The following is a 24360-nucleotide window of genomic DNA, read 5'->3' as shown; positions in this document are numbered from 1 at the left end:
CCCGGAGAGGCCGTACGGCACGGCGGCGGCCCGGTGGCCGATTGCCCCGAATGCCCGACACCCGAATCGGCCCTAAGGTGCTGATATGGAAGCGCTCAGTCCCTCGACCCTCGCGGAACTGCGCCGGCCGCGGCCGTACCCCGCGGTGTCGGTCCTCGCGCCGACGCACCGCCGCGAGCCGGACAACATCCAAGACCGCGTGCGGCTGCGCAACGCGCTGGCCGACGCGAAGAAGCAGCTCGAGTCGGATCCCGCGGTCACCCGTGAGCGCCGGATCGATGTCGAGGCCCAGCTCGACCAGGCACTCGGCGAGGTCGATCTGACCTACACCGAGGACGGCCTTGTGATCTTCGCGGCGCCCGGCGAGCACCAGGTGTGGTCGCTGTCCCGTCCGGTGCCGGAGCGGGTGGTACTCTCCGACACCTTCCTGACCCGCAACCTGGTGGCCGCGCAGGCCGCCCAGCGGCCGTTCTGGGTACTGGCGGTCTCCGCGGACCGTGTGACGCTGTGGAACGGCGGTGCCGGCCAGGTCGCCGAGGAGCGCACCGGCGGCTTCCCGCTGACCCGGGGCCGGGAGAACTTCGACGCCGAGCGCCGGGAGCAGATCGGCGACATGCCGAGCACCTTCCGTGACGAGGACACCCGTCATTTCCTGCGCGAGGCCGACACCGCCTTGAGCAGGGTGCTGCGCCAGGATCCCCGGCCGCTGTACGTCACCGGCGAGCCGGCGGCGCTGTCCGCCCTCGACGAGATCGGCACGGTCAGCAAGAAGGCGGTCCACGTGCCGCACGGCGGTCTCGCCCACGGCACCCGCGACGCCGTGTGGCACGCCGTCGAGCCCGTGATCGCCGCAGAGGACCGCAGGAACGTCGACACGGCAGGCCGTGAGCTGGAGGCGGCGCGTGGCCGCAAGGCGTACGCCGCCGGGGTGGACGAGGTCTGGCAGAACGCGTCGGACGGCCGTATCGGGCTGCTCGTCGTCGAGGAGAACTTCCGGGTGACGGTCCGTGACGATGCCGGTGACCACCTGGTGCCGGCCGAGAGCGGGGACCTCGACGCCCGCGAGGACATCGTGGACGAGATCGTCGAACGCTGCCTGGACACGGGCGCCGAGGTCCGCTTCGTTCCCGACGGCACCCTCGGCGACGCGCAGGGCATCGCCGGGGTACTCCGCTACTGAGCCGGCCCCTTCCGCGGTCTACCCTGCCGGGGTGGTCCACGGAAGGGGAGGGTGGCACATGGGCGGCCTGCTGGGCGTGGCGGTACTGGGGGCGGGACACATGGGTGCCGACCATGTGCGCCGGCTGGACCGTGGCGTGAGCGGCGCGAGAGTGGTGTCCGTGGCGGATCCCGACACGGACCGCGCCAAGGAGGCCACGGCCGGCATCGACGACGTGAGGGTGTATCCCGAACCGGAGGCGGCGCTCGACGCACCCGGCGTCCAGGCCGTGCTCGTCGCCTCCCCCGGACCGGCGCACGAGGACGCGCTGCTCGCGGCCTTCGCGCGCGGGCTGCCGGTGCTGTGCGAGAAACCGCTGGTTCCCGACGCGGCCGGGGCGCTGCGGGTGGTGGAGGCGGAGGCCCGGCTCGGGCGGCGGCTCGCACAGGTGGGGTTCATGCGGCGGTACGACGCCGAGTACATGCGTCTGAGGTCCCTGCTGGGCAGCGGACGGCTGGGCCGGCCCCTGATGCTGCACTGCACGCACCGCAATGTGTCCTCGCCGCCGCACTTCACCACGGACATGCTGATCGACAGCTCCGTCTCGCACGAGATCGACGCGGCCCGCTGGCTGCTGGGCCAGGAGCTGACCGCTGTGTCGGTGCTGTGTCCGCGGCCGTCCCGGAACGCTTCCGAGGACCTTCTCGACCCGCAGTTCGTGGTGTTCGAGACCTCGGGCGGCGCCCTTGTCGACGTGGAGGTCTTCGTCAACTCCGGCTTCGGCTACCAGGTGCGCTGCGAGGCGGTCTGCGAGAACGGCAGCGCCCGTATCGGCGACGGGCACACCATGGTCGTGACGACTGGCGGGACCGCGCACCAGGAGGTCGCGCAGGACTATCTCGTGCGGTTCGCGGATGCCTACGACCGGGAGGTGCAGGCCTGGGTCGACGCCACCCGGCAGGGGCGGGTCGCCGGGCCGTCCGTGTGGGACGGGTACGCGGCCTCGGCGGTCGCCGAGGCGGGGGTCCGGGCTCGGCGGGACGGCGTCCGGCAGACCGTGGACCTCGCCCCGCGACCGGGGCTGTACGCGGACGACGACGGCCACCTCGGCGCAGTGGCACGCACACTCGCCTGACGCACGCTTGCGCGATGGCTCGGCCGTTTCCGTTGCCCCTCAAGTCCCTTGCACCACTCGGGAATTGATCACTCCGGGCCCGTGCGTCCGTCGCCCCCCGGCGGACACCCACCAGGCCGCCGGCATATGCCAGAAGCACCACCGTATCGGGTGTTGCCAAATCCCTTACAGGGAGTCGCGGGCTGTGCAACAGTCGTAATGGTCCTTCCGTAAGCCTTGGTCGAACCGTCCGTATCGGAGCGCGTCATGCCACCCCATCTCTCCGCGGACCGCCCAGCCGCCCGGCCCCCCGGGCGCGGCGCGGTGGACGCGCTCATCTCGCAGACACGGCAGCTGCGCGGAGAGGTGGACGCCGTACGGCGGGAAGCACCCGAGGACGGCTCGGATCCCGAGGGCCGGTGGCAGCGCGCACTGTGCGACCTCGCACTGCACCAACTCAGCGACTTGCACGAGCACTTGGGGCAGCTGCGCGACGGCCCTCCGGTCGTGGCCGCCGAGCACCGTGCCGCGGAGCCCGGACCGGCCGACCCGCCTCCGTCCCCCGGCGGCTCCCTGCTCAGCCGGGTCGGCAGCGCGGAGTGGAATCTGCTGACCGACGAGGCGAGTTGGTCCGGCGAGCTGTACCAGATCCTCGGCCGCGACCTCTCGTCCCCCGCGCTGACCCTCGACGAGCTGCCCTCGCTGGTGCACGACGAGGACCGGCCGCTGCTGACGGCGATGGTCACGGACTGTCTGGTCGACGGCAAGCCCATCGACGGCGAGTTCCGGATCGTGCGCCCCGGCGGCGAGGTCCGCACCGTGCACATGATGGGCGAGCCCGTGCTGGACGCCGACGGCAGCACCGCCTCGATGTGGGCCGTGCTGCGGGATGTCAGCGAACTGCGCCGCAGTCAGCGGACCGTGCACGAGTCGCATGACTCGCTGCAGCGTCACCGGCAGCGCGCGCAGACCGAGCACCGGCTCGCGGTCGAGCTGCAGGAGGCCGTGCTGCCGCCCTGGCACGGCCCCCTGCGGCTCCCGCGCCAGGGCCCCGGGGCACTGGATCTGGCCGCGCGTCATCTGCCGTCGTCCACCGGCGCACCGATCGGCGGCGACTGGTACGACGCACTGGAACTGCCCGACGGGGACACCCTGCTCAGCGTCGGCGACCTCACCGGACACGGTGTGAGCGTGGCCTCCGGCATGGCGACATTGATCGGCGCCCTCCGCGGCATGGCCGTCGCGGGGACCGAACCCGGCCCCTTGATGGGCTGGCTCAACCAGTTGCTCGACGCCTCCGCCCGGCCGGCCCTGGGCAGCGCGGTGTGCTGCCGCTACCGGCCCGCCACCCGCACCCTGAGCTGGGCTCAGGCAGGACACCCCGCCCCGCTGCTCTACCGAGGCGGGACGGGGCACGTGCTGGCAGCGCCGGACGGCGTGCTGCTCGGGGCGACCTCGTCGGCCGCCTACGGGCAGGCCGAAGTGACCCTCGAGGAAGGCGACCTGCTGCTCCTGCACACCGACGGGCTGGTCCCGCGGCGCAGTGGCACGGCTGCCCTCCCGGACCTGCTCGGCCTGGCCCCGCGCCTCGGCGGAGCCCGCACGGCCCAGGACTGCGTCCGGATGGTCGTGGAGGAGTTCGGTGAGAACGCGCGCACTGACGACGCCTGCCTGCTCATCGCCAGGGTCGTCTCCTGACGGATGGGCACTTGGGACTGACGGACGAGTTCCCCGGGCCGGTCTTCGGCGGACGGGTTCCCCGGATCCTCAACGGACCGGTTCCCCGGTTCTGCGCGGGCCGGGGGATCCGTCGCAGACCGCTTCACGCCGGTGCGCTGTTGCCGCTCCCGGACTTCGTGAGGCCCTTCGGGAGTGCCCGTTTGATCTCCTCACGCAGGTCCTGGATCTTCGGGTAACTGGCGTACTGCCCCGTGAGCCGGTACATCTCGCGCAGCCGGTCCCACGTCCGCAGGGACGAGTTCGCGCCCATGGACGTCAGGGCCAGGCGTGCGTAGCGGTCGGCCTGTTCCGGGTCGTCGGCGATGAAGCAGGCGGAAGCGAGCGAGATGTGGTCGAAGATCTTCGACCGGTCCCGGCCCGTGCCTCGCAGCTCCAGCGCCTCCTTGGCGTGCCGCTGGGCGATCAGGGCCGCACCGGGCTCGTGTTCGGCGAGGGTGCGGTAGGCCAGGGCCTGCATTCCGTGCAGATCCGCCTCGTCGAACATCTGCATCCAGCTCGGTGGGGGCACGTCCCCCCTGTCGGAGACGAACAGGTCCTCCGCCTCGCCGAGGGTGCGCCGCATGGCCTGCCCCTTGCCCATGGACGCCTGTGCCCAGGCCTCGATGGTGCAGAGCATGGCCTTGGTGCGTGGCAGCACCTCGTCGCCCGAGCCGGACTTGGCGAGCTGCATCAGGTCCAGTGCGTCGTCGGGCCGGCCGAGGTGCACCATCTGGCGGGCGGCACGGGAGAGTGCCTCCCCGGCGCGGGGACGGTCACCGCCCTCACGGGCCGCGTGGGCGGCGATGACGAAGTACTTCTGAGCCGTGGGCTCCAGGCCGACGTCGTGCGACATCCACCCGGCGAGGACGGCGAGGTTGGCGGCGACGCCCCATAGACGGCGCTGCAGATGGTCGGGGTGGCGGTAGGCGAGCATGCCTCCCACCTCGTTGAGCTGTCCCACGACAGCCTTGCGCTGCAGCCCGCCGCCGCGGGCCGCGTCCCAGGCCCGGAACACCTCGACCGAGCGCTCCAGTTCCTCGATCTCCTGCGACCCGATGGGGGCGGCCTCGTAGCGGTCGAACCCAGCGGGGTCGGCGTGCAGGGGATCGTCGAAGTGGGGAGCGTCGGCCGCGAGGGCCGGATCGGTGTGCAGCCAGTCGTGCATGGCGCTGCTGAGTGCGGATCCTGCGGCGAGCGCGGCGCCCGCGCTCACCAAGCCGCGTCGGTTGAGCATGAGGTCCATTCCCGTGAATTCGGTGAGGACCGCAGCAGTCCGCTCGGGCGCCCACGGAACTCCGTCGGGGTGCTGCGCATGCCCGTCGTCACGCCGTCTCCCCACGCGCCCGTGCCGGACCAGACCGAGGTCCTCGATGGTCACGACACGGCCGAGTCGCTCGGTGAACAGCGCCGCCAGCACCCGCGGTACCGGATCGCGCGGGATCTCTCCCGTGTCGATCCAACGCCGCACCCGTGAGGTGTCGGTCGCCAGCTGGGGGTGACCCATGGCCGCCGCCTGCCGGTTGACCATCCTCGCGAGTTCGCCCTTGGACCAGCCGGCCAGGCCGAACAGGTCCGCGAGGCGGGTGTTGGGTTGTCCGCTCACGTCAAGCCCCCAGGTTCTCGGCTGAGTTGACAGTAGCCCGCTGTCAGTTGCTTGGGGACTATTCGCCAGGGTTCGCCAGGGTGCGCCAGATGGTGTGCCACGGGGCAACGGGTGTCAGGTAGGAACGCGCCACCCCGACCCGGTCGCCGCACGGACATTCCCCAGGGTGCACCCGCGGCGGCCGGGTCGGACGGCGCGCAACTCGCAGGCACAGGAAGGGATCTGTATCACCCATGTACGCAGCATCGTCCTCCGTGTCCGCCCCGCCCCGGTCGCTGCGCCCCCGCCCGGGCGCCGGCGGCCCCTATCTCGACCCCGCGCGGTCGGCGGCCCCGGTGCTCGGCACCGGCCGTACGCGCCGCGTCCCGGGCGTCGGCGCCTCACCGCTCAGCGGCAGAATCGACCTGTCCGGCCCTCAGGGTGCGCAACTGCGCACGGCGATCGCTTCCGTGCACCGCATCTGTCCGGAGTTCACCCCGGTACAGGTGCTGCGCCGAAGCGGGCGCTCCGTCCTCATCGTCGGCACGACCGGGCGCAGCACAGCGGTCGCCAAGTGCTTACTGGACCACTCACCCATCTGGTCCGAGCGCATCCGGCACGAGATAGTGGCATATCGGTCGTTCGTCCGGCATCGGCCACCGGTACGGGTGCCCCGGCTGATCGCGGCGGACCCGGACAACTGCACCCTGGTGATCGAGCGGATGCCGGGCCGGGTGGCGGCGCTGCAGCGGCATCCCGTGGAGGCGCCGCCGCGGGCGGACATCCGGACGGCGCTCGGCGCGATCTGCCGGCTGAACGCGTGGCGTCCCCCGGCGGGCACGTTCGACGCCCCGCTGGACTACCCGGAGCGCATCGCTCGCTTCCATGAGCTGGGGCTGCTCACGGACCGGGACATGGGCGACCTGCAGAAGCTGCTCCACGACATCGCCCACGCGGCGGGCCGTCAGGGCATGGGCCAGTTCTGTCACGGCGACGCGCTGCTGTCGAACATGCTGCTGTCACCGGCGGGCCCCGTGCTGGTGGACTGGGAGCACGCAGGCTGGTACCTGCCCGGCTACGACCTGGCCACGCTGTGGGCGGTCCTCGGGGACGCTCCCGTGGCGCGGCGTCAGATCAGCCAGATCGCGCAGTCGGCCGGCCCGGCCTCGCGCGACGCCTTCCTGGTGAACCTGATGCTCGTCCTGACCCGGGAGATCCGTACCTACGAGACGGCCGTGCAGCGTTCGATGCACGACACGGCCCCGGCGGCACCGGGAGTGGCCCCCCCGGGTGCTGCGCCGTCCGGCGAGGAGCAGCGGCTGCTGCTGCGGCGGCTGCACGACGACTGCCAGTTGGCACGGCGGGCCGTTCGAGCGGCGGTCAGTACTCGCTGAGGGGGATGACGGTCCGCGGTGCGTACGCGAGAGCGGCGTACCGCGGACCTTCGTCGTGTCCCGGGTCCTTCTGCCTCCTCCCGGGAACTGACCCGTCCGGGTCATTGGTCCACTCCACTGACGCCCCGCAGGCCGTGCCACCACCGCCAGGAAACTCCTTCCCACCGCCGCTGACGTGGGAAATCGCCTGCCACCGCGCATGATTGACGGATCGTCGGAGAGCCGGTACCACTGACGCACGTCCGGGCCCGCACCCCCACAGCGCCCGACCGTCCCAGGAGGCTGCATTGCGCGTTTCCGCCACCGACCCCCACTCCCCCACCGGACACAGACGCACCACCGTCAGGACGGCGGGCGCTCTCGCCTCGGCGGTGCTGCTGCTGCCGCTGCTGGGCGCTGCCCCCGCGCCCGGAGCCCCGGCCGGACTCCAGGGCGCCTTCGCCACCGCGGCCGCCGAATACCACGTACCGCAGAGCGTGCTCCTCGGCGTCTGCTACCTCCAGTCCCGTTGGGACACGCACGGCGGCGCACCCAGCGTCTCGGGCGGCTACGGTCCGATGCATCTGACCGACGCCCGCACTGCGGTCGCCCAGGCCGCCCACCACGGCGAGGGCACGGAGGACGCTCGCGGCGACCAGGCCCGGGCCACGCTGCTGCCGACGACGAGGGTGCCCGAGGAGGCCGAACTGCCGGCCCGGCTGAAGACGCTGCCCCGGGCCGCCGCACTGACCGGTATCCCGGCCGCCCGGATGCGCACCGACCCGGCGGCGAACATCGCGGGTGGTGCCGCGCTGCTCGCCGCGGCGCAGAAGCGGCTGGGCGAGCCGCTCAGCGACGACCCGGCCGACTGGTACGGGGCGGTGGCCGAGTTCTCGTCCGCGGACGACCGGGCCACGGCGGCGGCGTACGCGGACGACGTGTTCTCCGTGCTGCGCGAGGGCGAACGGCGTACCACGGACACGGGGCAGAGCATCACGCTCGTCGCGCGCCCGGAGGTGGCACCCGAGACCGCGCAGCTGGATCGAACCGGGCTCCGTCCGGGCGGCGCCGACGGGACCGAATGCCCCGTGAGCGTCTCCTGCGTCTGGGTCCCGGCGCCGTACGAGCAGTTCGGCGACGACGACTACGGCAACCACGACCTGGGTGACCGTCCGGTGTACCAGAGCATCAAGTACATCGTCATCCATGACACCGAAGGCCAGTGGGACGGCGTGCTCAAGCTGATCCAGGACCCCACATATGTCTCCTGGAACTACACCGTGCGCTCCACGGACGGATTGATCGCCCAGCATGTGAAGGCGAAGGACGTGGCCTGGCACGCGGGCAACTGGTACGTCAACGCCAAGTCGATCGGCATCGAGCACGAGGGCTTCCTCGCCTCCCCGGACGCCTGGTACACCGAGGCGATGTACCGTTCGTCGGCGCGACTGGTGGGGTACCTCGCCGGGAAGTACGGCCTACCGCTGGACCGGCAGCACATCCTCGGGCACGACAACGTGCCGGGCCCGACGACCTCGTCGATCCCCGGCATGCACACGGACCCGGGACCATACTGGGACTGGCGGCACTACTTCGAGTTGCTCGGCAGTCCGTTCCACACCACGGCCGGCCCCGGCGGCGGACTGGTGACGATCCTGCCGGACTACACGGCGAACCGGCCGAAGTACACGGGCTGCGCCCAGCCGGGCGTGCCGTGCCCGGCGCACGGCTCCAGCGAAGTGCGCCTGTACAGCGCGCCGGACGACGCCTCGCCGCTGATCAAGGACATCGGGCTGCATCCTTCGGGGGGCGACTCGACGATCGACGTGAACGACGTGGGCTCACGGGCCTCCACCGGCCAGCGGTACGCGGTCGCCGGACGTGACGGGGACTGGACGGCGATCTGGTATCTGGGCCAGAGGGCCTGGTTCCGCAACCCGAAGGTGCAGCGGACGGCGGTGGACGCGTCCGGTCTCGTGGTGACGCCCAGGGCCGGCCTCACGGACATCCCGGTGTACGGCCGGGCGTATCCGGAGAAGGAGGCGTACCCGGATGGGGTGCCCGCGCAGTCGGTGTCACCGCTGCCGTATCGCCTGCCTGCGGGCCAGAGGTACGTGATCGGCGACCGGGTGCCGGGCGAGTACTACTACGCGGTCACCTTCACCACGGACTCCCACCGGGTCGTGGTCGGCGAGGACCTGTACTACGAGATCCAGTTCGGCCACCGGGTGGCGTTCGTGCGGGCTGCGGACGTCCGGGTGGAGCGGTCGGGCGCCTTGCCGTCGGGCGCGTAGCCGTCATACGGCGAAGGGCCGGTCCCGCGGGTGGCGGGACCGGCCCTTCGTGCGTCGGTCGGTCAGCCCTGCTGGAAGAGCTCCGCGGGCAGCGGCTTCAGCAGCGCGTACAGATCGTCGGGGATCGGCCGGTCCCAGGCGGCGATGGTGACGAGCACGTTGTCGCTGCGGTCGAACTGGACGCAGGAGATCCGGCTCTCCGAGAGCTTGAGGCGGCGCACGATGAGCAGGTTGTCGCCCTGCATCACCGGGATCTCCTCGGTTCCGACGACGGTGACCTCCTCGTCGTTCCCCAGCGCGAGGAGGAGCTGGGCCACCTCGAAGGGGATCTCGCCCTCGGTGACGTCGCGGGCCGGGGAGCCCTCCGGCAGATTGCCGATGATCATCGCGGTGCCGCGGCCGCCGAACAGGTCGTACCGCAGGAACACGCCCTGGCAGCTGCCGTCGGGGGCGGGCAGCAGCCCGGCACCCAGATTGCCCGGCCAGTCCCCCGGATCCATGGCCAGTACGTCGAAGTCGGGCCCGGCGGGCGTGGCGCTGCGGCGGCGGAGGAAGGACATGCCGCCATGGTACGTGGCCGAGCCGAAAGCCGGGGCCTGGGTCCCCGGCCTGGGCGTTGCGCACGGCATCCGCCTTTTCCGTCGGACGTTCGGCATGAGCGACGGGTGTTCGGCGCGCTCTCGTACTCGCCGTCAGGGGCGCCACGGCCCCGGGCCGAAGGGGCCGTCAGCCGTCGGCCCGGGCGGGCTCCGCCGTCGGTGGGATCACCGCGACCGGGCTCGCCGCGTGCAGCAGCACCGCCTGGGTAACGGAGCCGATCATGCGGGCGGGCGCGAGGAGCCGGCGGCGGTGACGTCCCACGACGACGAGTTCCGCGTCCTGGGAGGCCGCGACGAGATGCCCCGCCGCTTCCCCCGGCGGGGTCGACAGGTCGACATGGACGTGCGGGTGCCGTTGCCGGTGGACGGCGAGCAGGGCCGCGGCCTCGGTACGGATCTCGTCCTCGACGACGTTCTCGTCGACGGCGGGGGGCATGAGTTCACCGGGTGCCGGCCAGATCTGCACCGGGGGCCACGGGTACGCGGAGATCACGTGCAACCGGGCGCTCCGCTGCTCGGCCTCCGCGAAGGCGAAGGCGAGGGCGGTCTGCGCGGGGCTGTCGATGTGCAGGCCCACGACGACCCGTGGCCCGGGGGCCACGGGCGGGCCTTCGTGCACCTCGCGTCCCGGTCGCGGCACGACGACCACCGGGCAGGGGGCGTCGCGGGCCGCCGCGAGGCTGTTGGAGCCGAGCAGCAGGCTGGCGAAGCCTCCCCGGCCGCGGGAGCCGAGCACCATCAGCTGGGCGTCGGAGCCCAGTTCGGGCAGGACCGCAGCCGGCGGGCCCTGTGGGGCCATGTACTCCACGACCGTCCGCGTTCCCCGGTTCTCCAGCCGGGCTCGCGCCTGCTCGAGCACGGGATCCCCGGCCGGCTCCGGGGCGCCCGCGACCGGCTCGTCGGACTGCGTCCAGGGCGCGTACTGGCGTGCGTGGACCACGCGCAGAGGTGCCGTGCGCAGCCGGGCCGCGGTCAGCGCCCAGTCCAGGGCGCGCAGGCTGTCGTCCGACCCGTCGATGGCCGCGACGACCGGCAGGGTGGTCATGGAATGTCGCCTCCGGCACGCAGCTGTGAACGTTCCGGGGCCAGCCTGGCGCAGACGGCGGCCCCGGGACGGTTTCCACGGCCGCGTGTCCGGAAATTCCGGACTGGGAGGAGAGGCCGTGAGCGGTGGACTCAGGTGAGGTCGAACTCACCCTCCCGTGCCCCCGACACGAACGCGCCCCACTCCGCCGGGGTGAAGATCAGGGAAGGACTCTCGGGGCGGCCACTGTTGCGCATCGCGATGAAGCCTTCGACGAAGGCGATCTGGACATCTCCGAGCCCGCGGCTGCCGGACTGCCAGTCGGCGTTGCTCAGGTCCAGCTCCGGCTTGTCCCAGCCCGCGAGCGGGTGCTGCTGGATGGTGCTCTCGGCCACGTCCGTGCTCCTCCCGGTTCGTCGTCCGCGGCCAGCCTAGCGAGCGCGTCCCCCGGCCGACAGGGCGTCGGGGCCGGACGCGCTCAGGAGGTCGGCGGCCGGTCGCCGACCAGCCACATGGAGAAGAACTGGGAGCCGCCTCCATAGGCGTGCCCGAGCACCCTGCGGGCCCCCTCCACCTGGTGTTCTCCGGCCTGGCCGCGCACCTGGAGGGCCGCTTCGGCGAAGCGGATCATGCCGGAGGCGCCAATGGGATTCGTGGAGAGCACGCCCCCGGACATGTTGACGGGCAGATCGCCGTCGAGTTCGGTCACTCCCGACTCGGTGAGCTTCCAGCCCTCGCCCTCCTCGGCGAAGCCGAGGTTCTCCAGCCACATCGGCTCGTACCAGGAGAAGGGCACGTACATCTCCACCGCGTCGATGTCCCGGCGCGGGTCGGCGATACCCGCCTGCCGGTAGACGTCGGCGGCGCAGTCCTTGCCGGCCTGCGGTGACACGAAGTCCTTGCCCGCGAACAGGGTCGGCTCGCTGCGCATGGCCCCGCCGAGCAGCCACGCGGGGGGCCGGGGCGAACGGGCCGCCCCGGCGCGGTCGGTGAGCACCATGGCGCAGGCGCCGTCGGAGGACGGACAGGTCTCCGAGTAGCGGATCGGGTCCCACAGCATGGGTGAGGACTGCACCTTCTCCAGGGTGATGTCGTGCTCGTGGAGGTGTGCGTACGGGTTCTTCAGCGCGTTGCGCCGGTCCTTGTAGGCGACCAGGGAGCCGATCGTGTCAGGGGCCCCGCTGCGCCGCACGTACGCGCGGACGTGCGGCGCGAAGAATCCGCCGGCGCCGGCCAGCAGCGGCTGCTGGAAGGGGATCGGCAACGACAGGCCCCACATCGCGTTGGACTCGGACTGTTTTTCGTACGCGAGGGTCAGCACGGTGCCGTGGACGCGGGCCGCGACGAGGTTCGCGGCGACGAGCGCGGTGGAGCCGCCGACTGATCCGGCCGTGTGCACCCGGAGCATGGGCTTGCCGACCGCGCCGAGCGCGTCGGCGAGGTACAGCTCCGGCATCATGACGCCCTCGAAGAAGTCGGGGGCCTTCCCGATGACCACGGCGTCGATGTCGGACCAGGTCAGCTCGGCGTCGTCCAGTGCCCTTCGGGCCGCCTCCCGGACGAGCCCGGCGATCGACACGTCCCGGCGTGCCGCGACGTGCCTGGTCTGGCCGATGCCGGTGACGGCCACGGGCTCCTTGCTCATCGCGGGTCTCCTTCGAGTACGGCGACCAGGTTCTGTTGCAGGCACGGACCGGAGGTGGCGTGGGCGAGCGCGCGGTCGGAGTCGCCGCGGTGGATGCGGGCGGCGGCCTCGCCGATGCGGATCAGTCCGGTGGCCATGACCGGGTTGGCGGCGAGGGCTCCTCCGGAGGGGTTGACCGTGACGCCTGCGTCGAGGCGCAGCGCCTTGCGCAGGATCACCTCCTGCGCGGTGAACGGCGCGTGCAACTCGGCGGTGTCGACCGGCCGCTCGAAGGCTCCGGCCCGCTCGGCGGCCAGCCGTGCGGACGGCGCGTCGGTCAGGTCGCGCACCCCGGGCGCATGGGCCTCGATGCGGTGGTCCACCCCCCGGATCCAGGCGGGCCGCGCGCACAGCTCGCGGGCCCGCTCGCCCGCCGCGAGGATCACGGCGGCGGCGCCGTCACCGATCGGCGGGCAGTCCCCGGTGCGCAGGGGCCGTACGAGATAGTCCCCGGGCGGCACCGGGCCCCTCAGCTGGGCGTGTGGGTTGGCGGCGGCGGCCTCGCGGTTGCGGGCCGCGATCCCGGCGAGCGCGCTCTCGTCGGTCTCCCCCGCGTCGATGAGCGCCTGTGCCTGCAGGGCGGCGAGCGCCACCGAGTCCGGCCACAGCGGCGCCAGGTAGTAGGGGTCGAGCTGGCGGGTGAGGACGTCGCGTACGGATCCGGGTGAGGACTTGCCGTACGCGTAGACCAGCGCGGTGTCCGCGTCGCCCGTGAGCAGTTTGGTCCATGCCTCGTACAGCGCCCAGGCGCCGTCCATCTCGACATGCGACTCGGAGATCGGCGGCCAGGCGCCCACTCCGTCGAGGGCGAGGGTGAAGGAGAAGGCGCGGCCCGCGAGATAGTCGCTGGAGCCTGAGCAGGTGAAGCCGATGTCGGCGGTCCTGAGACCGGTCTGTGCGAGGACGTCGTGCAGGACCGGCATGAGCATCTCCACCTCGGAGAGCTCGTCGCTGGTGCGGCGGTGGCCGGTCTGCGCGAAGGCGACCACGGCGATCTCGCGGGCCCACGGGGTGCCGTCGCGTGTCACAGCAGCTCCTTGTAGGTGTCGTAGTCCGCATCGGCTTCGCCGGTCGGCCGGTAGTGGTCGGGGTAGCGGGCCCCTTCGGTCCACACGGGCTCGACGCGCAGGCCCATGCGCACCTGGTCGCAGGCGATGCCGCCGATGCGCCCGTGCAGCGCGAGGTCGGCGCCGTCGAGGGCGATGTGGGCGTAGACGTACGGCACCTCGATGTCGAGGTTCTTGGCTTTGATGTTGACGACGCAGAAGGTGGTGACGGTGCCGCGGGGCCCGACCTCGACCTGTTCGGAGGTGGCCACACCGCAGGTGGGGCAGGCGCCCCGGGGCGGGACGTACACCTTGCGGCACGAGGGGCAGCGCTCGCCGACGGTGCGCCGCCCGGACAGGGCGTCGATGTAGCCGGACTGGGCGCGGCCGGGCGCGTAGGTGTAGTCGAGGCGGGCGGGGGCGACGATGCCGGTGAGCGGATTGTCGAACTCGCCGGTGTGATCGCCCGGTTGCTCCGGTTCGCCGTCGTACGGCTCGAAGCAGTCGATGTCGGTGATGGCGCCGGTGCGGTCGCCGGCCCAGCGGATGCGCACCCGCATGCCGGTGTGCACGGCGTCGGGTCCCGGGGCGTCGAGGGCGTGCAGCAGGGCGGTGTCGGCTCCGTCGAGCCGGACCAGGACCCAGGCGAAGGGGGTGGCGAGGGGCTGGCCGCGGCGCGGTGCGTGGTTCCAGGCCCAGGTGGTGACCGTGCCCGTGGGAGCGACCTCCACGAGGTCGCGGATCTCCTGCGCGGTGACGGGGTCGTACTCGACGGGCGGCACGAGCGTGCGGCCGTCGGTGGTCCTGACTCCGAGGACGACGCGCTCGCGCAGGCCGGTGAGGAAGGCGCTCTGCACGGGGCCCAGGGAGCGGGTGAAGGGGAACTCGACGACGAGGGGGGCTTTGAGGACTTCGGGCATGCCGGAGGGCTCCTTCGACGGTTCAGGCGCGCTTGTAGACGGGGGGCCGCTTCTCGGAGAAGGCACGGGCGCCTTCCTTGGCGTCGGCGGTGTCGAAGACGGGCCATCCGCGGGTGAGTTCGGCGGCGAGTCCATCGGTCTCGGTCATCTCGGCGGTCTCGTACACGGAGGCCTTGACGGCTTCGACGGCGAGCGGTCCGCAGGCGTTGATCTGCTCGGCGATCTCCAATGCCCTGGCGAGCGCGGCGCCGTCGGGGACGACGTGCCCGATCAGCCCGATGCCGGCGGCCTCCCGGGCGCTGTACGGCCGTCCGGTGAGCAGCATCTCCAGGGCGTGGGTGCGCGGGATCTGCCGCTGCAGCCGGACGGTCGAGCCGCCGATCGGGAACAGGCCTCGGCGGACCTCGAACAGGCCGAAGGTCGCGGACTCACCCGCGACGCGGATGTCGGTCCCCTGGAGGATCTCGGTGCCGCCCGCGACGCAGTGCCCCTCGACGGCGGCGATCACCGGTTTGCGGGGTCGATGGTGGCGCAGCATGGCCTTCCAGTGCAGGTCGGGGTCGGCCTTGAGCCGGGCCCGGTGGTGCTGCCCGTCCATGCCGCCCCCCGCCAGCGCCTTGAGGTCCATGCCGGCGCAGAAGGAACCGCCGGCGCCGGTGAGCACGATCGAGCGGATCGCATCGTCCCCGTCGGCCTCGATCCAGCCGTCGTAGAGCCCCACCAGCATCGGCAACGAGAGCGCGTTCCTGGCCTCCGGCCTGTTGAGCGTGAGCACGAGTGTGGCGCCTTCGCGCTGCACGGTGAGGTGTTCCGTCCCGCCCATCGCTTCCTCCCGTCTCCGGAACGAGAACAGGTTGCAGGAGGCGCGGGGACAGGACAAGGGTTTTCTGACAGGTAGTCAGATTTCTTGGCCCCAGGGCCTTCACAGTTGTGTCCGCCTTTGCTCTGATGACCGGCGAACCGATGGACGCGCCTTGCTGCACGAGCCTCGCCGGGGACAGGAGGAGCGGTGGAGTACAACCTTGCCGACCTGTTCGAGTCGGTCGTCGACGTGGTCCCGCACCGCGAGGCGCTCGTCTGCCTCGACCACCCGGGCACGGGATCGGAGCGCCGCCTGACCTACGCGGACCTGGACGCGGCGGCCAACCGCATCGGACACCATCTGCTGGACCGCGGGATACGGCCGGGGGAACACCTCGGGCTGGACTTGTACAACGGCGTGGAGTACCTCCAGACGGTACTCGGCTGCCTGAAGGCGCGCATCGTGCCGGTCAACGTCAACTATCGCTATGTGGAAGACGAGTTGGTCTATCTCTTCCGGGACGCCGACCTGGTGGCCCTGGTCTTCGACGCGGAGTTCACGGATCGGGTGACGGCTGCGCTGCCCCGCGTCCCGGGTCTGCGGCACCTGCTGCGCGTGGGAATCCCGGCAGCGGGCGCCGCCCCGCCGTCCGCCGTGGACTTCGCCGACGCCGAGGCGGCCGGATCACCGGAGCGCGGTTTCCCGGCCCGCTCGGCGGACGACCAGTTCATCATCTACACCGGCGGCACCACCGGCATGCCGAAGGGGGTGATGTGGCGGCAGGAGGACCTGTTCTTCTCCGGGCTCGGCGGCGGCGCCCCGACCGGAGAACCGGTGAGGAGTCCGGCGGAGCTGGCCCAGCGGGTCGCGGCCGGCGGCGAGGGCCTCACCTTCTTCCCGACCGCGCCGCTGATGCACGGCACCTCCACGCTCACGGCGTTCATCGGCCTCAACTTCGGCCAGCGCGTCGTGCTGCATCGCAAGTTCGCTGCGGAGGAGGTGCTGCGGACCGTGGAGAGGGAGAAGGTCACCAGCATCTCGCTGGTGGGCGACGCGATGCTCCGGCCGCTGATCGACGCGCTGTGCGGACCGATGAAGGGCACGGACTGCTCGTCCCTGCTGAGTGTGTCGTCGTCCGGGGCGATCATGTCGGACACCGTGCGCGCCCAGCTCCAGGAGCTGGTGCCGAACGCGCTGCTGCTGAACAACTTCGGTTCCTCCGAGTCGGGCTTCAACGGCACCGCGACCCCCGATTCCGGCCCGGACAGGGGCTTCCGCATCCGGGTCAACTCCCGTACCCGCGTGGTGGATCCGGTCACCCGGGAACCGGTCGCGACCGGAGAGCCGGGCCGGATCGCACAGCGGGGGCATGTGCCCCTCGGCTACTACAACGATCCCGCGAAGACCGCCGAGACGTTCTTCCACAAGGACGGCGAGCGGTGGGTGCTGCTCGGCGACATGGCGACGGTCGACGAGGAAGGCGTGGTCACGGTCCTCGGCCGCGGCTCGCAGTGCATCAACACCGGCGGTGAGAAGGTCTACCCGGAGGAGGTCGAACAGGCCCTGAAGTCACATCCGGACGTGTACGACGCGCTGGTCGCCGGTGTGCCGGACGCGACCTGGGGCCATCGTGTGGCGGCGGTGGTGCAACTCCGCGAGGGCGCACCCCGGCCGACCCTGGAGGACATCCAGGCGCACTGCCGGCCTCGTCTGGCGGGCTACAAGGTGCCCCGTCAGCTGGTGATCACCGACACCGTCCGCCGCTCGCCCAGCGGCAAGGCGGACTACCGCTGGGCCAAGGAGGTGGCACTGGCGGCGGCTCACTGAACGCGGCGCACGGGTGAAGAAGTCGCCGACCCGGGCCGTGGACCCCGCGGGATCGTCCGGCCAAGGTTAGTGGCCGGCGGACCGCTGGACGACGCACCCCGCGCGCGGGACACACTCGGTGAAACGGCGGGCCGGCCGGGGGGCGCGGGCCGCCGTCGGGCTCGCCCGCGTACACCGGGACCGGCGCGGCCAGGCCGGCGAGCGCCGCGCGGGTCGTCGTTGCGCAGCCGGGCCGAGGTCAGCCGGTGCCGGAGGTGGCGGGCATGCCCAGGGCCCAGGGGGTGGCGGTGATCAGGGCCGGAGCGGCCACGCGCTGCGGGTACCGGGCCGCCGGGCAGACCGGGCAGAACCAGCCGGCGCCGGGCCGTCAGTCCGCCGAGAAGCGCGGAAGCCACCCCGAAAACTTCGATGCCGTCCTCTTGCCTTCGGGTCGACGAGCTGAATTACTGATGTTCACGTGGTCCGACCGAATGATCGGTCGCCCGGAATGGTGTGACTGAAGAGGAAGACGCCCTCATGGCGAACGCGCACGACCTGCTGGACGCGGGAGAACGGCTCGACCCGAAGGCGCTGCGGGACCTTCAGCTCGAGCGGTTGCGGGCCTCGCTACGCCACGCGTACGCCCATGTGCCCTTCTACCGGGCGGCCTTCGACAAGGCGGGGCTTCACCCGGACGACTGCCGGTCGCTCGCCGATCTCGCCCGTTTCCCGTTCACCGTGAAGGCCGATCTGCGGGAGAACTACCCGTACGGCATGTTCGCCGTGCCCCGCGAGCGGATCCGGCGCCTGCATGCCTCCAGCGGCACCACCGGGCGCCCCACCGTCGTCGGGTACACCGACAACGACCTGTCGCTGTGGGCGGACATGGTGGCCCGGTCGATCCGCGCGGCGGGCGGGCGCCCCGGCGACACGGTGCACGTGGCCTACGGCTACGGCCTCTTCACCGGAGGGCTCGGCGCCCACTACGGGGCCGAACGCCTCGGATGCACGGTGATCCCCGCCTCGGGCGGCATGACCGCACGGCAGGTGCATCTGATCCAGGACCTCGAGCCGGGCGTCATCATGGTGACCCCGTCGTACATGCTCACCCTCCTCGACGAGTTCGAGCGCCAGGGCGTCGACCCGCGCTCCACCTCCCTGCGCGTCGGGATCTTCGGCGCCGAGCCCTGGACCGAGGAGATGCGGCGCGAGATCGAGGAGCGGTTCGCGATCGACGCCGTCGACATCTACGGACTGTCGGAGGTCGTGGGACCGGGCGTGGCGCAGGAGTGCGTCGAGACTAAGGACGGCCTGCATGTGTGGGAGGACCACTTCTACCCCGAGGTCGTCGATCCCCTCACGGGTGAGGTGCTGCCCGACGGTGAGGAGGGCGAGCTGGTGTTCACCTCCCTGACCAAGGAGGCCATGCCCGTCATCCGGTACCGGACGCGGGACCTGACCCGCCTGCTGCCCGGCACGGCCCGGGCCTTCCGGCGGATCGAGAAGATCACGGGCCGCAGCGACGACATGGTCATCCTGCGCGGGGTCAACCTCTTCCCCACCCAGATCGAGGAGATCGTGCTGCGCACCCCGGGCGTGGCGCCGCACTTCCAGCTCCGGCTCACCCGCGAGGGCCGGCTCGACGCGCTGACGGTGCGGGCCGAGGCCCGGGCCGGTGCCACGCCCGAGCAGCGGGACGCGGCGGCGCTCACCATCGCTGCGGCCGTGAAGGACGGGACCGGCCTCACGGTCGGCGTGGAGATCGTCGAGCCGGAGTCGCTGGAGCGGTCGGTGGGCAAGATCCGGCGGATCGTGGATCTGCGGCCGCGTTGACCCGGCTCAGACCTGCGCGAAGCGTTCCCGCAGCTCCCGCTTGAGGATCTTTCCGCTCGCGTTACGCGGCAGCTCGTCCACGAACAGCACCCGCTTGGGGGCCTTGAAGTGGGCGAGCTTCTCACGCGCATGCGCGAGGAGTTCGGCCTCGGTCACCTCCCCGCGCGGCACGACCACGGCGGTGACCGCTTCGATCCACCGCTCGTCGGGCAGGCCGATCACCGCCACCTCGGCGACCCGCTCATGGGTGTACAGGGCGTCCTCGACCTGACGCGAGGCGACCAGCACACCACCGGAGTTGATGACGTCCTTGACCCGGTCCACGACCGTGAAGTAGCCCTGGGTGTCACGCACCGCGAGATCGCCGGAGTGGAACCAGCCGTCCCGGAAGGCCTCGGCGGTCTCCTCGGGTTTGTCCCAGTACCCCTCGCACAACTGCGGTGACCGGTAGACGATCTCGCCCCGCTCCCCGTCGGGCACGTCCTGGCCGGCCTCGTCGACGAGCCTGGCCTCCACGAACAGCACCGGGCGCCCGCACGAGTCCATGCGCCCCTTGTGCTCATCGGGCCCGAGGACCATGGCCAGCGGGCCGATCTCGCTCTGCCCGAAGCAGTTGTAGAACGCGAGCGTGGGCAGCCGTGCCTTCAGGCGCTCCAGGACGGGCACGGGCATGATCGAGGCACCGTAGTAGGCCTTGCGCAGCCCGCTCAGGTCGCGGGTGGCGAAGTCGGGGCGGCCCGCGAGGCCGATCCATACGGTGGGCGGCGCGAACAGGCTGTCCACGCGGCCCGTCTCGATCAGGTCGAAGAGCCGGCCGCCGTCGGGCGCGTCGAGGATGATGTTCTGCGCCCCGACGGCGAGGGAGGGCAGCAGGAAGACGTGCATCTGTGCCGAGTGGTAGAGCGGTAGTGCATGCGCGGGCCGGTCGCCCGCGCTCAGGTCGAGCGCGGTGATCGCGCTGAGGTACTCGTGCACCAGCGCCCGGTGCGTCATCATCGCGCCCTTGGGCTGCGCGGTCGTACCGGACGTGTAGAGCAGTTGCACGAGATCCTCGCCCCGCGGCTCCTCACCGTCGTACGGCTCCGTGACGGCGAGCCGGGCGAGCAGGGAATCGTCCGCGTCACGCAGCGGCTGCACGCGTACGCCGTCGGGGAGGTTCCCGGCGAGGTCCGGATCGGCGAGGACGAGGGCGCAGCCGGACTGGCCGACGAGATACGCCAGGTCCTCGCCGCTCAGGTTCTGGTTGACCGGCACATGCACCAGCCCGGCGCGGGAGCAGGCCAGGAAGCCGATCAGATACGCGTCGGAGTTGTGGCCGTACGCGCCGACCCGGTCCCCGGGGCCGAGACCGCTCTCGCGCAGGACGCGGGCGGCGCGGGAGACGGCGTCGTCGAGTTCGGCATAGGTCCACGACCGGTCCTCGTACTGGATCGCGACGCGCTCCGGGGTGCGCCGGGCGCTGCGCCGCAGTGTGCCGTCGACCGTGACGCTTCGTCCCGCCGTCATGAACCGCCCCTTCGTCCGCCCTGTCCTGGCGCGATCCTCGTGGCCTCGCGCGCGGCGGGTCAAGCCCGTCGCGCGGTGTCACGGGGCCTGTTGGAGGTACCGCAGATAGGCGTACAGGGCCGCGGACGCCTTGAGCCGGTGGAGGCTGCGGCGGTGCAGGTCCCGTTCGCGGTGGGTCAGTTCCTCCAGCACGCGCTCGGGGCTGCCCGTCGCCCGCAGTTCCTCCAGGACCACGGCGATGGCGGCGAGCGGGTGGTGACCCCGGCGCAGCAGTGCGACGACGTGCGCGGCGATCTGCTCGGACCGGGGGTAGAGGCGGTATCCGGTGGCGGGCTCCCGGTCGGGGCTCAGCAGACCGCGGGCTTCCCAGAGCCGGAGTACGGGCGGTTTGACGCCGACGGCGCGGGCGACCTGGCCGATGCGCAGGCGCCGATGCACGGTGGCCGGGTGGGTCGTGTGGTCCGTCAGGAAGGACTTCAGGGCGTCGTGGACGGCGGCCAGTTCACCGCGTTCGCGGTCCAGCCGGGCATGGCTTGCGTCCAGCGCCGCCAGGGCGGCCTCCAGGTCACCGGTGTGCACGGCACGCAGGACCAGACGTGCGGTGCGCCAGTCGTGGCCGGCGGCCAACTGGCGTGCGGTGGCGAGGGCTTCGGCGTGTGTGCCGGTGAAGACCCGGTAGCCGCTCGCCGTCCGTTCGACAGGAGGCAGCACCCCTGTGTCCACATAGGTGCGGACCTGCTGGACCGAGATCCCTGCCGTCCGCGCCAGATCGCTGACGCGCAGCCGGTCCGCCACGTTCGCCTCCCCCGCCGTCGGCTGCCGGGCGAACTCACCCTAACGCCTCACCACCGGTTGAGACTTTTCCGGCACAGCGAGGGAGCGACCAGCGGTGACGGTCGTCAAAGTCCCTGGTAGCAGTTGAATGAAACAATTGAAGCCGCAGGTCCCGCCCGATGGCTCCGGGCGGGACGGGTCCGTGATCGGAAGGCGGCGCACGTGAAGTTTCTTCTCGAAGTCGACATGGCTGACGAGTGGACCTCGGAGGAGGCCGCGCGGGAGCTGGGACGCATCCTCCGCTACTGGGGCGGAAATCTCGGCCACTACGCCCTGAAGCCCGGCGACGGCGCAGCCGTCTACGCCTCGGGCCACCAGGAGGCCGGCCGGTGGCGGATCGTCGCGGCCGACGGGACCTGACTCCGGCTCACACCGGGCGGGTGCGGTTCTCCCAGTAGGGTTCGCGCAGCCGGCGCTTGTACAGCTTGCCGTTCGGGTCGCGGGGCATCGACCCGATGAAGTCGACGCTCCTGGGCCGCTTGTAGCCGGCGAGTCGACGGGCGCAGTGCTCCAGGATGTCCGCGGCGAGGGCGGGGCCGGGCTCATGGCCGGGGGCGGGTTCGACGACCGCCTTCACCTCCTCACCCCAGTCGTCGTGCGGGATCCCGAAGGCGGCGGCGTCGGCCACGGCGGGGTGCCCCAGCAGGGCGGCCTCGATCTCGGCCGGATAGATGTTGACCCCGCCCGAGATGATCAGGTCGATCTTGCGGTCGCGCAGGAAGAGGTAGCCGTCCTCGTCGAGACAGCCGAGGTCGCCCACGGTGAAGAAGTCGCCGATGCGGTTCTTCCGGGTCTTGGCCTCGTCCTTGTGGTACGAGAATCCGCCGGTGCTCATCTTCATGTAGACGGTGCCGAGTTCGCCGGGCGGCAGCCGGTTGCCGTCGTCGTCGAAGATCGCCAGTTCGCTGATGGGCCAGGCCTTGCCGACCGTGCCGGGCTTCTTCAGCCAGTCCTCGGCGGTCGCGAAGGCGCCGCCGCCCTCGCTCGCCGCGTAGTACTCCTCGACGCATTCGCCCCACCACTCGATCATCGCCCGCTTCACATGGTCGGGGCAGGGCGCGGCGCCGTGGATGGCGTGCCGCATGGACGAGACGTCGTAGCGCGCCTTCACGTCGTCGGGGAGGGCGAGCAGGCGGTGGAACTGGGTGGGGACCATGTGGGTGTGCGTGCACGCGTGGGTGTCGATCAGGCGGAGCATCTCCTCCGGCGTCCACTTGTCCATCAGGACCAGCCGGTGACCGAGGTGCAGGGACGCGCCCGCGAACTGGAGCACGGCGGTGTGGTAGAGCGGCGAGCAGACGAGGTGGACGTTGTCGCCGTACGGCCTGATGCCGAAGATGCCGAGGAAGCCCCCGAGGTGGGTCTCCTCGGGGGGTTTGCCGGGCAGCGGGCGGCGGATGCCGCGCGGGCGGCCCGTGGTGCCCGAGGTGTAGTTCATGACCCAGCCGAGGGTGCGTCCCCCGGGCGCCGACTCCGGCTGTCCGGCGAGGAGTTCGGCGTACGGACGGAAGCCCTTGGCCTCGCCGACCGCGTAGCGGCGGCCGGCCGGCAGTTCCGCCTGGTCGGCGGCGCCCCGGGCGGCGTCGGCGAACCGTTCGTGCGCGATGAGCACCTTGGCGCCGGAGTCGGCGACGATCCAGGCGATCTCGGGCCCGACGAGGTGATGGTTGACGGGCACGAGGTAGAGACCGGCCTGGGTGGCGGCCAGGTACGCGGTGAGGAACTCGACGCCGTTGGGCAGCACGACGGCGAAGGAGTCACCACGCTCGAGGCCCGCTGCGCGCAGTCCGTGTACCAGTTGGTGGGCCGAGGCGAGCAGCCGCCCTGCGGTCCACTCCTGCCCGTCGGGGGCGACGAGGACCGTGCGCTCGGGGTCCGCCGCTGCCTGGGCCCAGAAACCGTTGGCGGTCTGGCTCACTGCTGGCTCCTTCCGGCGATCCGGTTGATGCGGTCGACGGCTCGCTCGAACCCTCGGGTGAGGTCGTCGACGACGGCCTGGACGCTGCGTTCGCTGTTCATACGGCCGACGATCTGGCCGACGGGCGTGCCGAGCAGGGGCTCGACCCCGTACTTCTGGATGCGGGTGACGGCCTCGGCGACCAGCAGCCCCTGCAGCGGCATGGGCAGGGCGCCGGGCCCCTGGGGGTCGTCCCAGGCGTCGGTCCATGCGGTACGCAGCTGCCGGGCCGGCTTGCCGGTCAGCGCCCGCGAGCGGACCGTGTCGCCGGATCCGGCGGCGAGCAGCTTCCGCACGAGGACGGGCGAGGGGAGTCCGGCCTCCGTGGTGGTCAGCCAGATGGAGCCGAGCCAGACACCCTGCGCGCCGAGCGCGAGGGCGGCGGCCGCCTGCTCGCCGCTGCCGATGCCGCCGGCGGCCAGGACGGGCAACGGGTGTACGGCGTCCACGACTTCGGGAGTGAGCACCATCGTGGCGATCTCGCCGGTGTGGCCGCCCGCCTCGTATCCCTGGGCGACGACGACGTCGATGCCCGCCTCCCGGTGCTTGATGGCGTGCCGGGCGCTGCCGGCGAGAGCGGCGACCAGGATGCCCTTGTCGTGGGCGCGGGCCACGACGTCGGCGGGCGGGGAGCCGAGAGCGTTGGCGAGCAGCTTGATCGGACGGTCGAAGGCGACGTCGAGCTGGGTGCGGGCCACCTGCTCCATCCAGCCGGTGATCCGCCACCCGGACGCCTCACCCTCGGCCAGTTCGGGCACTCCGTGCTCGGCCAGGGTGTTCTTGACGAACTGGCGGTGTCCTTCCGGGATCATCGCCTCGACGTCGGCCTCCGTGACGCCGCCGACCTTCTTGGCGGGCATGACGACATCCAGGCCGTAGGGCCTGCCGTCCGCGTGCGCCTCGATCCAGTCGAGGTCGCGCTGGAGTTCGTCGGGGGCGGTGTAGCGGACCGCGCCGAGCACGCCGAATCCGCCCGCCCTGCTGATGGCCGCGGCGACGGCGGGAAAAGGGGTGAAGCCGAAGAGTGCGTGCTCGACGCCCAGCCGCTTGCTCAGCTCCGTCTGCATGCGCGCAGGATGCCGCAGCGGCCGGAAGGTGGGAAGAGACT

The 24360-nt window shown here is 71.8% G+C and carries 20 protein-coding genes; 8 read left to right on the top strand and 12 right to left on the bottom strand.

Translation table 11 applies throughout. The features are described from left to right. Positions 1-85 precede the first annotated feature (85 nt). From LZ604_RS17160 to LZ604_RS17150, 3 genes are all read left to right on the top strand, one after another. On the top strand, positions 86-1180 hold the full coding sequence (locus LZ604_RS17160) for a baeRF3 domain-containing protein (protein ID WP_234516029.1): 1095 nt from the start codon (positions 86-88) through the stop codon (positions 1178-1180). Positions 1181-1238: 58 nt separating this feature from the next. Next, positions 1239-2294 (top strand): Gfo/Idh/MocA family protein, encoded by a 1056-nt coding sequence (locus LZ604_RS17155; protein WP_234516028.1) that lies wholly within the window; start codon positions 1239-1241, stop codon positions 2292-2294. 246 nt (positions 2295-2540) lie between these two features. Next, complete coding sequence (locus LZ604_RS17150) at positions 2541-3971, top strand: PP2C family protein-serine/threonine phosphatase (protein ID WP_234516026.1); 1431 nt, start codon at positions 2541-2543, stop codon at positions 3969-3971. A 124-nt stretch (positions 3972-4095) separates the two neighbouring features. Here LZ604_RS17150 and LZ604_RS17145 read toward each other — a convergent pair whose 3' ends face one another. Next, a complete protein-coding gene (locus tag LZ604_RS17145; protein ID WP_234516024.1) occupies positions 4096-5595 on the bottom strand; it encodes a DNA-binding protein NsdB in 1500 nt (499 codons plus the stop codon). 233 nt (positions 5596-5828) lie between these two features. Between LZ604_RS17145 and LZ604_RS17140 the strand changes: the two genes are divergently transcribed. Together LZ604_RS17140 and LZ604_RS17135 are read left to right on the top strand one after the other, a co-directional pair. After that, positions 5829-6968, top strand: coding sequence for an aminoglycoside phosphotransferase family protein (locus tag LZ604_RS17140; RefSeq protein ID WP_234516022.1), 1140 nt, complete (start codon positions 5829-5831; stop codon positions 6966-6968). A gap of 287 nt (positions 6969-7255) precedes the next feature. After that, positions 7256-9241, top strand: a complete 1986-nt coding sequence (locus LZ604_RS17135) for an N-acetylmuramoyl-L-alanine amidase (RefSeq protein WP_234516020.1) — start codon at positions 7256-7258, stop codon at positions 9239-9241. A 62-nt stretch (positions 9242-9303) separates the two neighbouring features. Here LZ604_RS17135 and LZ604_RS17130 read toward each other — a convergent pair whose 3' ends face one another. The 7 genes from LZ604_RS17130 to LZ604_RS17100 form a co-directional block, all read right to left on the bottom strand. Further along, positions 9304-9801 (bottom strand): hypothetical protein, encoded by a 498-nt coding sequence (locus LZ604_RS17130; RefSeq protein WP_234516018.1) that lies wholly within the window; start codon positions 9799-9801, stop codon positions 9304-9306. Between the two features lie 166 nt (positions 9802-9967). Beyond that, complete coding sequence (locus LZ604_RS17125; protein ID WP_234516017.1) at positions 9968-10885, bottom strand: universal stress protein; 918 nt, start codon at positions 10883-10885, stop codon at positions 9968-9970. Positions 10886-11016: 131 nt separating this feature from the next. Then, positions 11017-11259 (bottom strand): DUF397 domain-containing protein, encoded by a 243-nt coding sequence (locus LZ604_RS17120; protein ID WP_234516015.1) that lies wholly within the window; start codon positions 11257-11259, stop codon positions 11017-11019. An 83-nt stretch (positions 11260-11342) separates the two neighbouring features. Further along, a complete protein-coding gene (locus tag LZ604_RS17115; protein WP_234516014.1) occupies positions 11343-12509 on the bottom strand; it encodes a thiolase family protein in 1167 nt (388 codons plus the stop codon). Beyond that, positions 12506-13576 (bottom strand): thiolase family protein, encoded by a 1071-nt coding sequence (locus LZ604_RS17110; RefSeq protein WP_234516012.1) that lies wholly within the window; start codon positions 13574-13576, stop codon positions 12506-12508. Before LZ604_RS17110 ends, LZ604_RS17115 begins: the two co-directional genes overlap by 4 nt. Next, a complete protein-coding gene (locus tag LZ604_RS17105) occupies positions 13573-14514 on the bottom strand; it encodes a Zn-ribbon domain-containing OB-fold protein (protein ID WP_234516010.1) in 942 nt (313 codons plus the stop codon). The genes LZ604_RS17110 and LZ604_RS17105 overlap by 4 nt, the downstream gene beginning before the upstream one ends. A 22-nt stretch (positions 14515-14536) precedes the next feature. Next, on the bottom strand, positions 14537-15337 hold the full coding sequence (locus LZ604_RS17100; protein WP_234516009.1) for a crotonase/enoyl-CoA hydratase family protein: 801 nt from the start codon (positions 15335-15337) through the stop codon (positions 14537-14539). A 186-nt stretch (positions 15338-15523) separates the two neighbouring features. On the opposite strand from LZ604_RS17100, the gene LZ604_RS17095 reads away from it, so the two are divergent. Next, positions 15524-17143 (top strand): acyl-CoA synthetase, encoded by a 1620-nt coding sequence (locus LZ604_RS17095; protein WP_234516008.1) that lies wholly within the window; start codon positions 15524-15526, stop codon positions 17141-17143. A gap of 516 nt (positions 17144-17659) precedes the next feature. Next, on the top strand, positions 17660-18955 hold the full coding sequence (paaK, locus tag LZ604_RS17090) for a phenylacetate--CoA ligase PaaK (RefSeq protein WP_234516007.1): 1296 nt from the start codon (positions 17660-17662) through the stop codon (positions 18953-18955). 6 nt (positions 18956-18961) lie between these two features. Here paaK and LZ604_RS17085 read toward each other — a convergent pair whose 3' ends face one another. Continuing rightward, positions 18962-20461, bottom strand: a complete 1500-nt coding sequence (locus LZ604_RS17085; protein WP_234516005.1) for an acyl-CoA synthetase — start codon at positions 20459-20461, stop codon at positions 18962-18964. 78 nt (positions 20462-20539) lie between these two features. Then, positions 20540-21256, bottom strand: a complete 717-nt coding sequence (locus LZ604_RS17080) for a MerR family transcriptional regulator (RefSeq protein WP_234516000.1) — start codon at positions 21254-21256, stop codon at positions 20540-20542. Positions 21257-21457: 201 nt separating this feature from the next. Between LZ604_RS17080 and LZ604_RS17075 the strand changes: the two genes are divergently transcribed. Then, positions 21458-21655: a hypothetical protein gene (locus LZ604_RS17075; protein ID WP_234515997.1), complete on the top strand. Its 198-nt coding sequence runs from the start codon at positions 21458-21460 to the stop codon at positions 21653-21655. A 7-nt stretch (positions 21656-21662) separates the two neighbouring features. Here the strand turns inward: LZ604_RS17075 and LZ604_RS17070 are convergent, their stop codons facing one another. After that, positions 21663-23213 (bottom strand): acyl-CoA synthetase, encoded by a 1551-nt coding sequence (locus LZ604_RS17070; protein WP_234515995.1) that lies wholly within the window; start codon positions 23211-23213, stop codon positions 21663-21665. Then, a complete protein-coding gene (locus tag LZ604_RS17065; RefSeq protein ID WP_234515993.1) occupies positions 23210-24319 on the bottom strand; it encodes a nitronate monooxygenase in 1110 nt (369 codons plus the stop codon). Before LZ604_RS17065 ends, LZ604_RS17070 begins: the two co-directional genes overlap by 4 nt. Between the last annotated feature and the right edge of the window lie 41 nt (positions 24320-24360).

It is taken from the genome of Streptomyces glomeratus (assembly GCF_021462825.1).
Taxonomy (GTDB): domain Bacteria; phylum Actinomycetota; class Actinomycetes; order Streptomycetales; family Streptomycetaceae; genus Streptomyces; species Streptomyces glomeratus.
The sequence above is the reverse complement of the archived record's forward strand: the minus strand, read 5'-3'. Positions and strand labels throughout refer to the sequence as shown.

What these genes read in the sequence shown, in the direction of transcription:
- LZ604_RS17130 (WP_234516018.1), bottom strand. Translation starts at nt 9,801, where the DNA reads ATGTCCTTCCTCCGCCGCCGCAGCGCCACGCCCGCCGGGCCCGACTTC.
- LZ604_RS17150 (WP_234516026.1), top strand. Translation starts at nt 2,541, where the DNA reads ATGCCACCCCATCTCTCCGCGGACCGCCCAGCCGCCCGGCCCCCCGGG.
- LZ604_RS17155 (WP_234516028.1), top strand. Translation starts at nt 1,239, where the DNA reads ATGGGCGGCCTGCTGGGCGTGGCGGTACTGGGGGCGGGACACATGGGT.
- LZ604_RS17065 (WP_234515993.1), bottom strand. Translation starts at nt 24,319, where the DNA reads ATGCAGACGGAGCTGAGCAAGCGGCTGGGCGTCGAGCACGCACTCTTC.
- LZ604_RS17100 (WP_234516009.1), bottom strand. Translation starts at nt 15,337, where the DNA reads ATGGGCGGGACGGAACACCTCACCGTGCAGCGCGAAGGCGCCACACTC.
- LZ604_RS17115 (WP_234516014.1), bottom strand. Translation starts at nt 12,509, where the DNA reads ATGAGCAAGGAGCCCGTGGCCGTCACCGGCATCGGCCAGACCAGGCAC.
- paaK (WP_234516007.1), top strand. Translation starts at nt 17,660, where the DNA reads ATGGCGAACGCGCACGACCTGCTGGACGCGGGAGAACGGCTCGACCCG.
- LZ604_RS17160 (WP_234516029.1), top strand. Translation starts at nt 86, where the DNA reads ATGGAAGCGCTCAGTCCCTCGACCCTCGCGGAACTGCGCCGGCCGCGG.
- LZ604_RS17085 (WP_234516005.1), bottom strand. Translation starts at nt 20,461, where the DNA reads ATGACGGCGGGACGAAGCGTCACGGTCGACGGCACACTGCGGCGCAGC.
- LZ604_RS17105 (WP_234516010.1), bottom strand. Translation starts at nt 14,514, where the DNA reads ATGCCCGAAGTCCTCAAAGCCCCCCTCGTCGTCGAGTTCCCCTTCACC.
- LZ604_RS17125 (WP_234516017.1), bottom strand. Translation starts at nt 10,885, where the DNA reads ATGACCACCCTGCCGGTCGTCGCGGCCATCGACGGGTCGGACGACAGC.
- LZ604_RS17140 (WP_234516022.1), top strand. Translation starts at nt 5,829, where the DNA reads ATGTACGCAGCATCGTCCTCCGTGTCCGCCCCGCCCCGGTCGCTGCGC.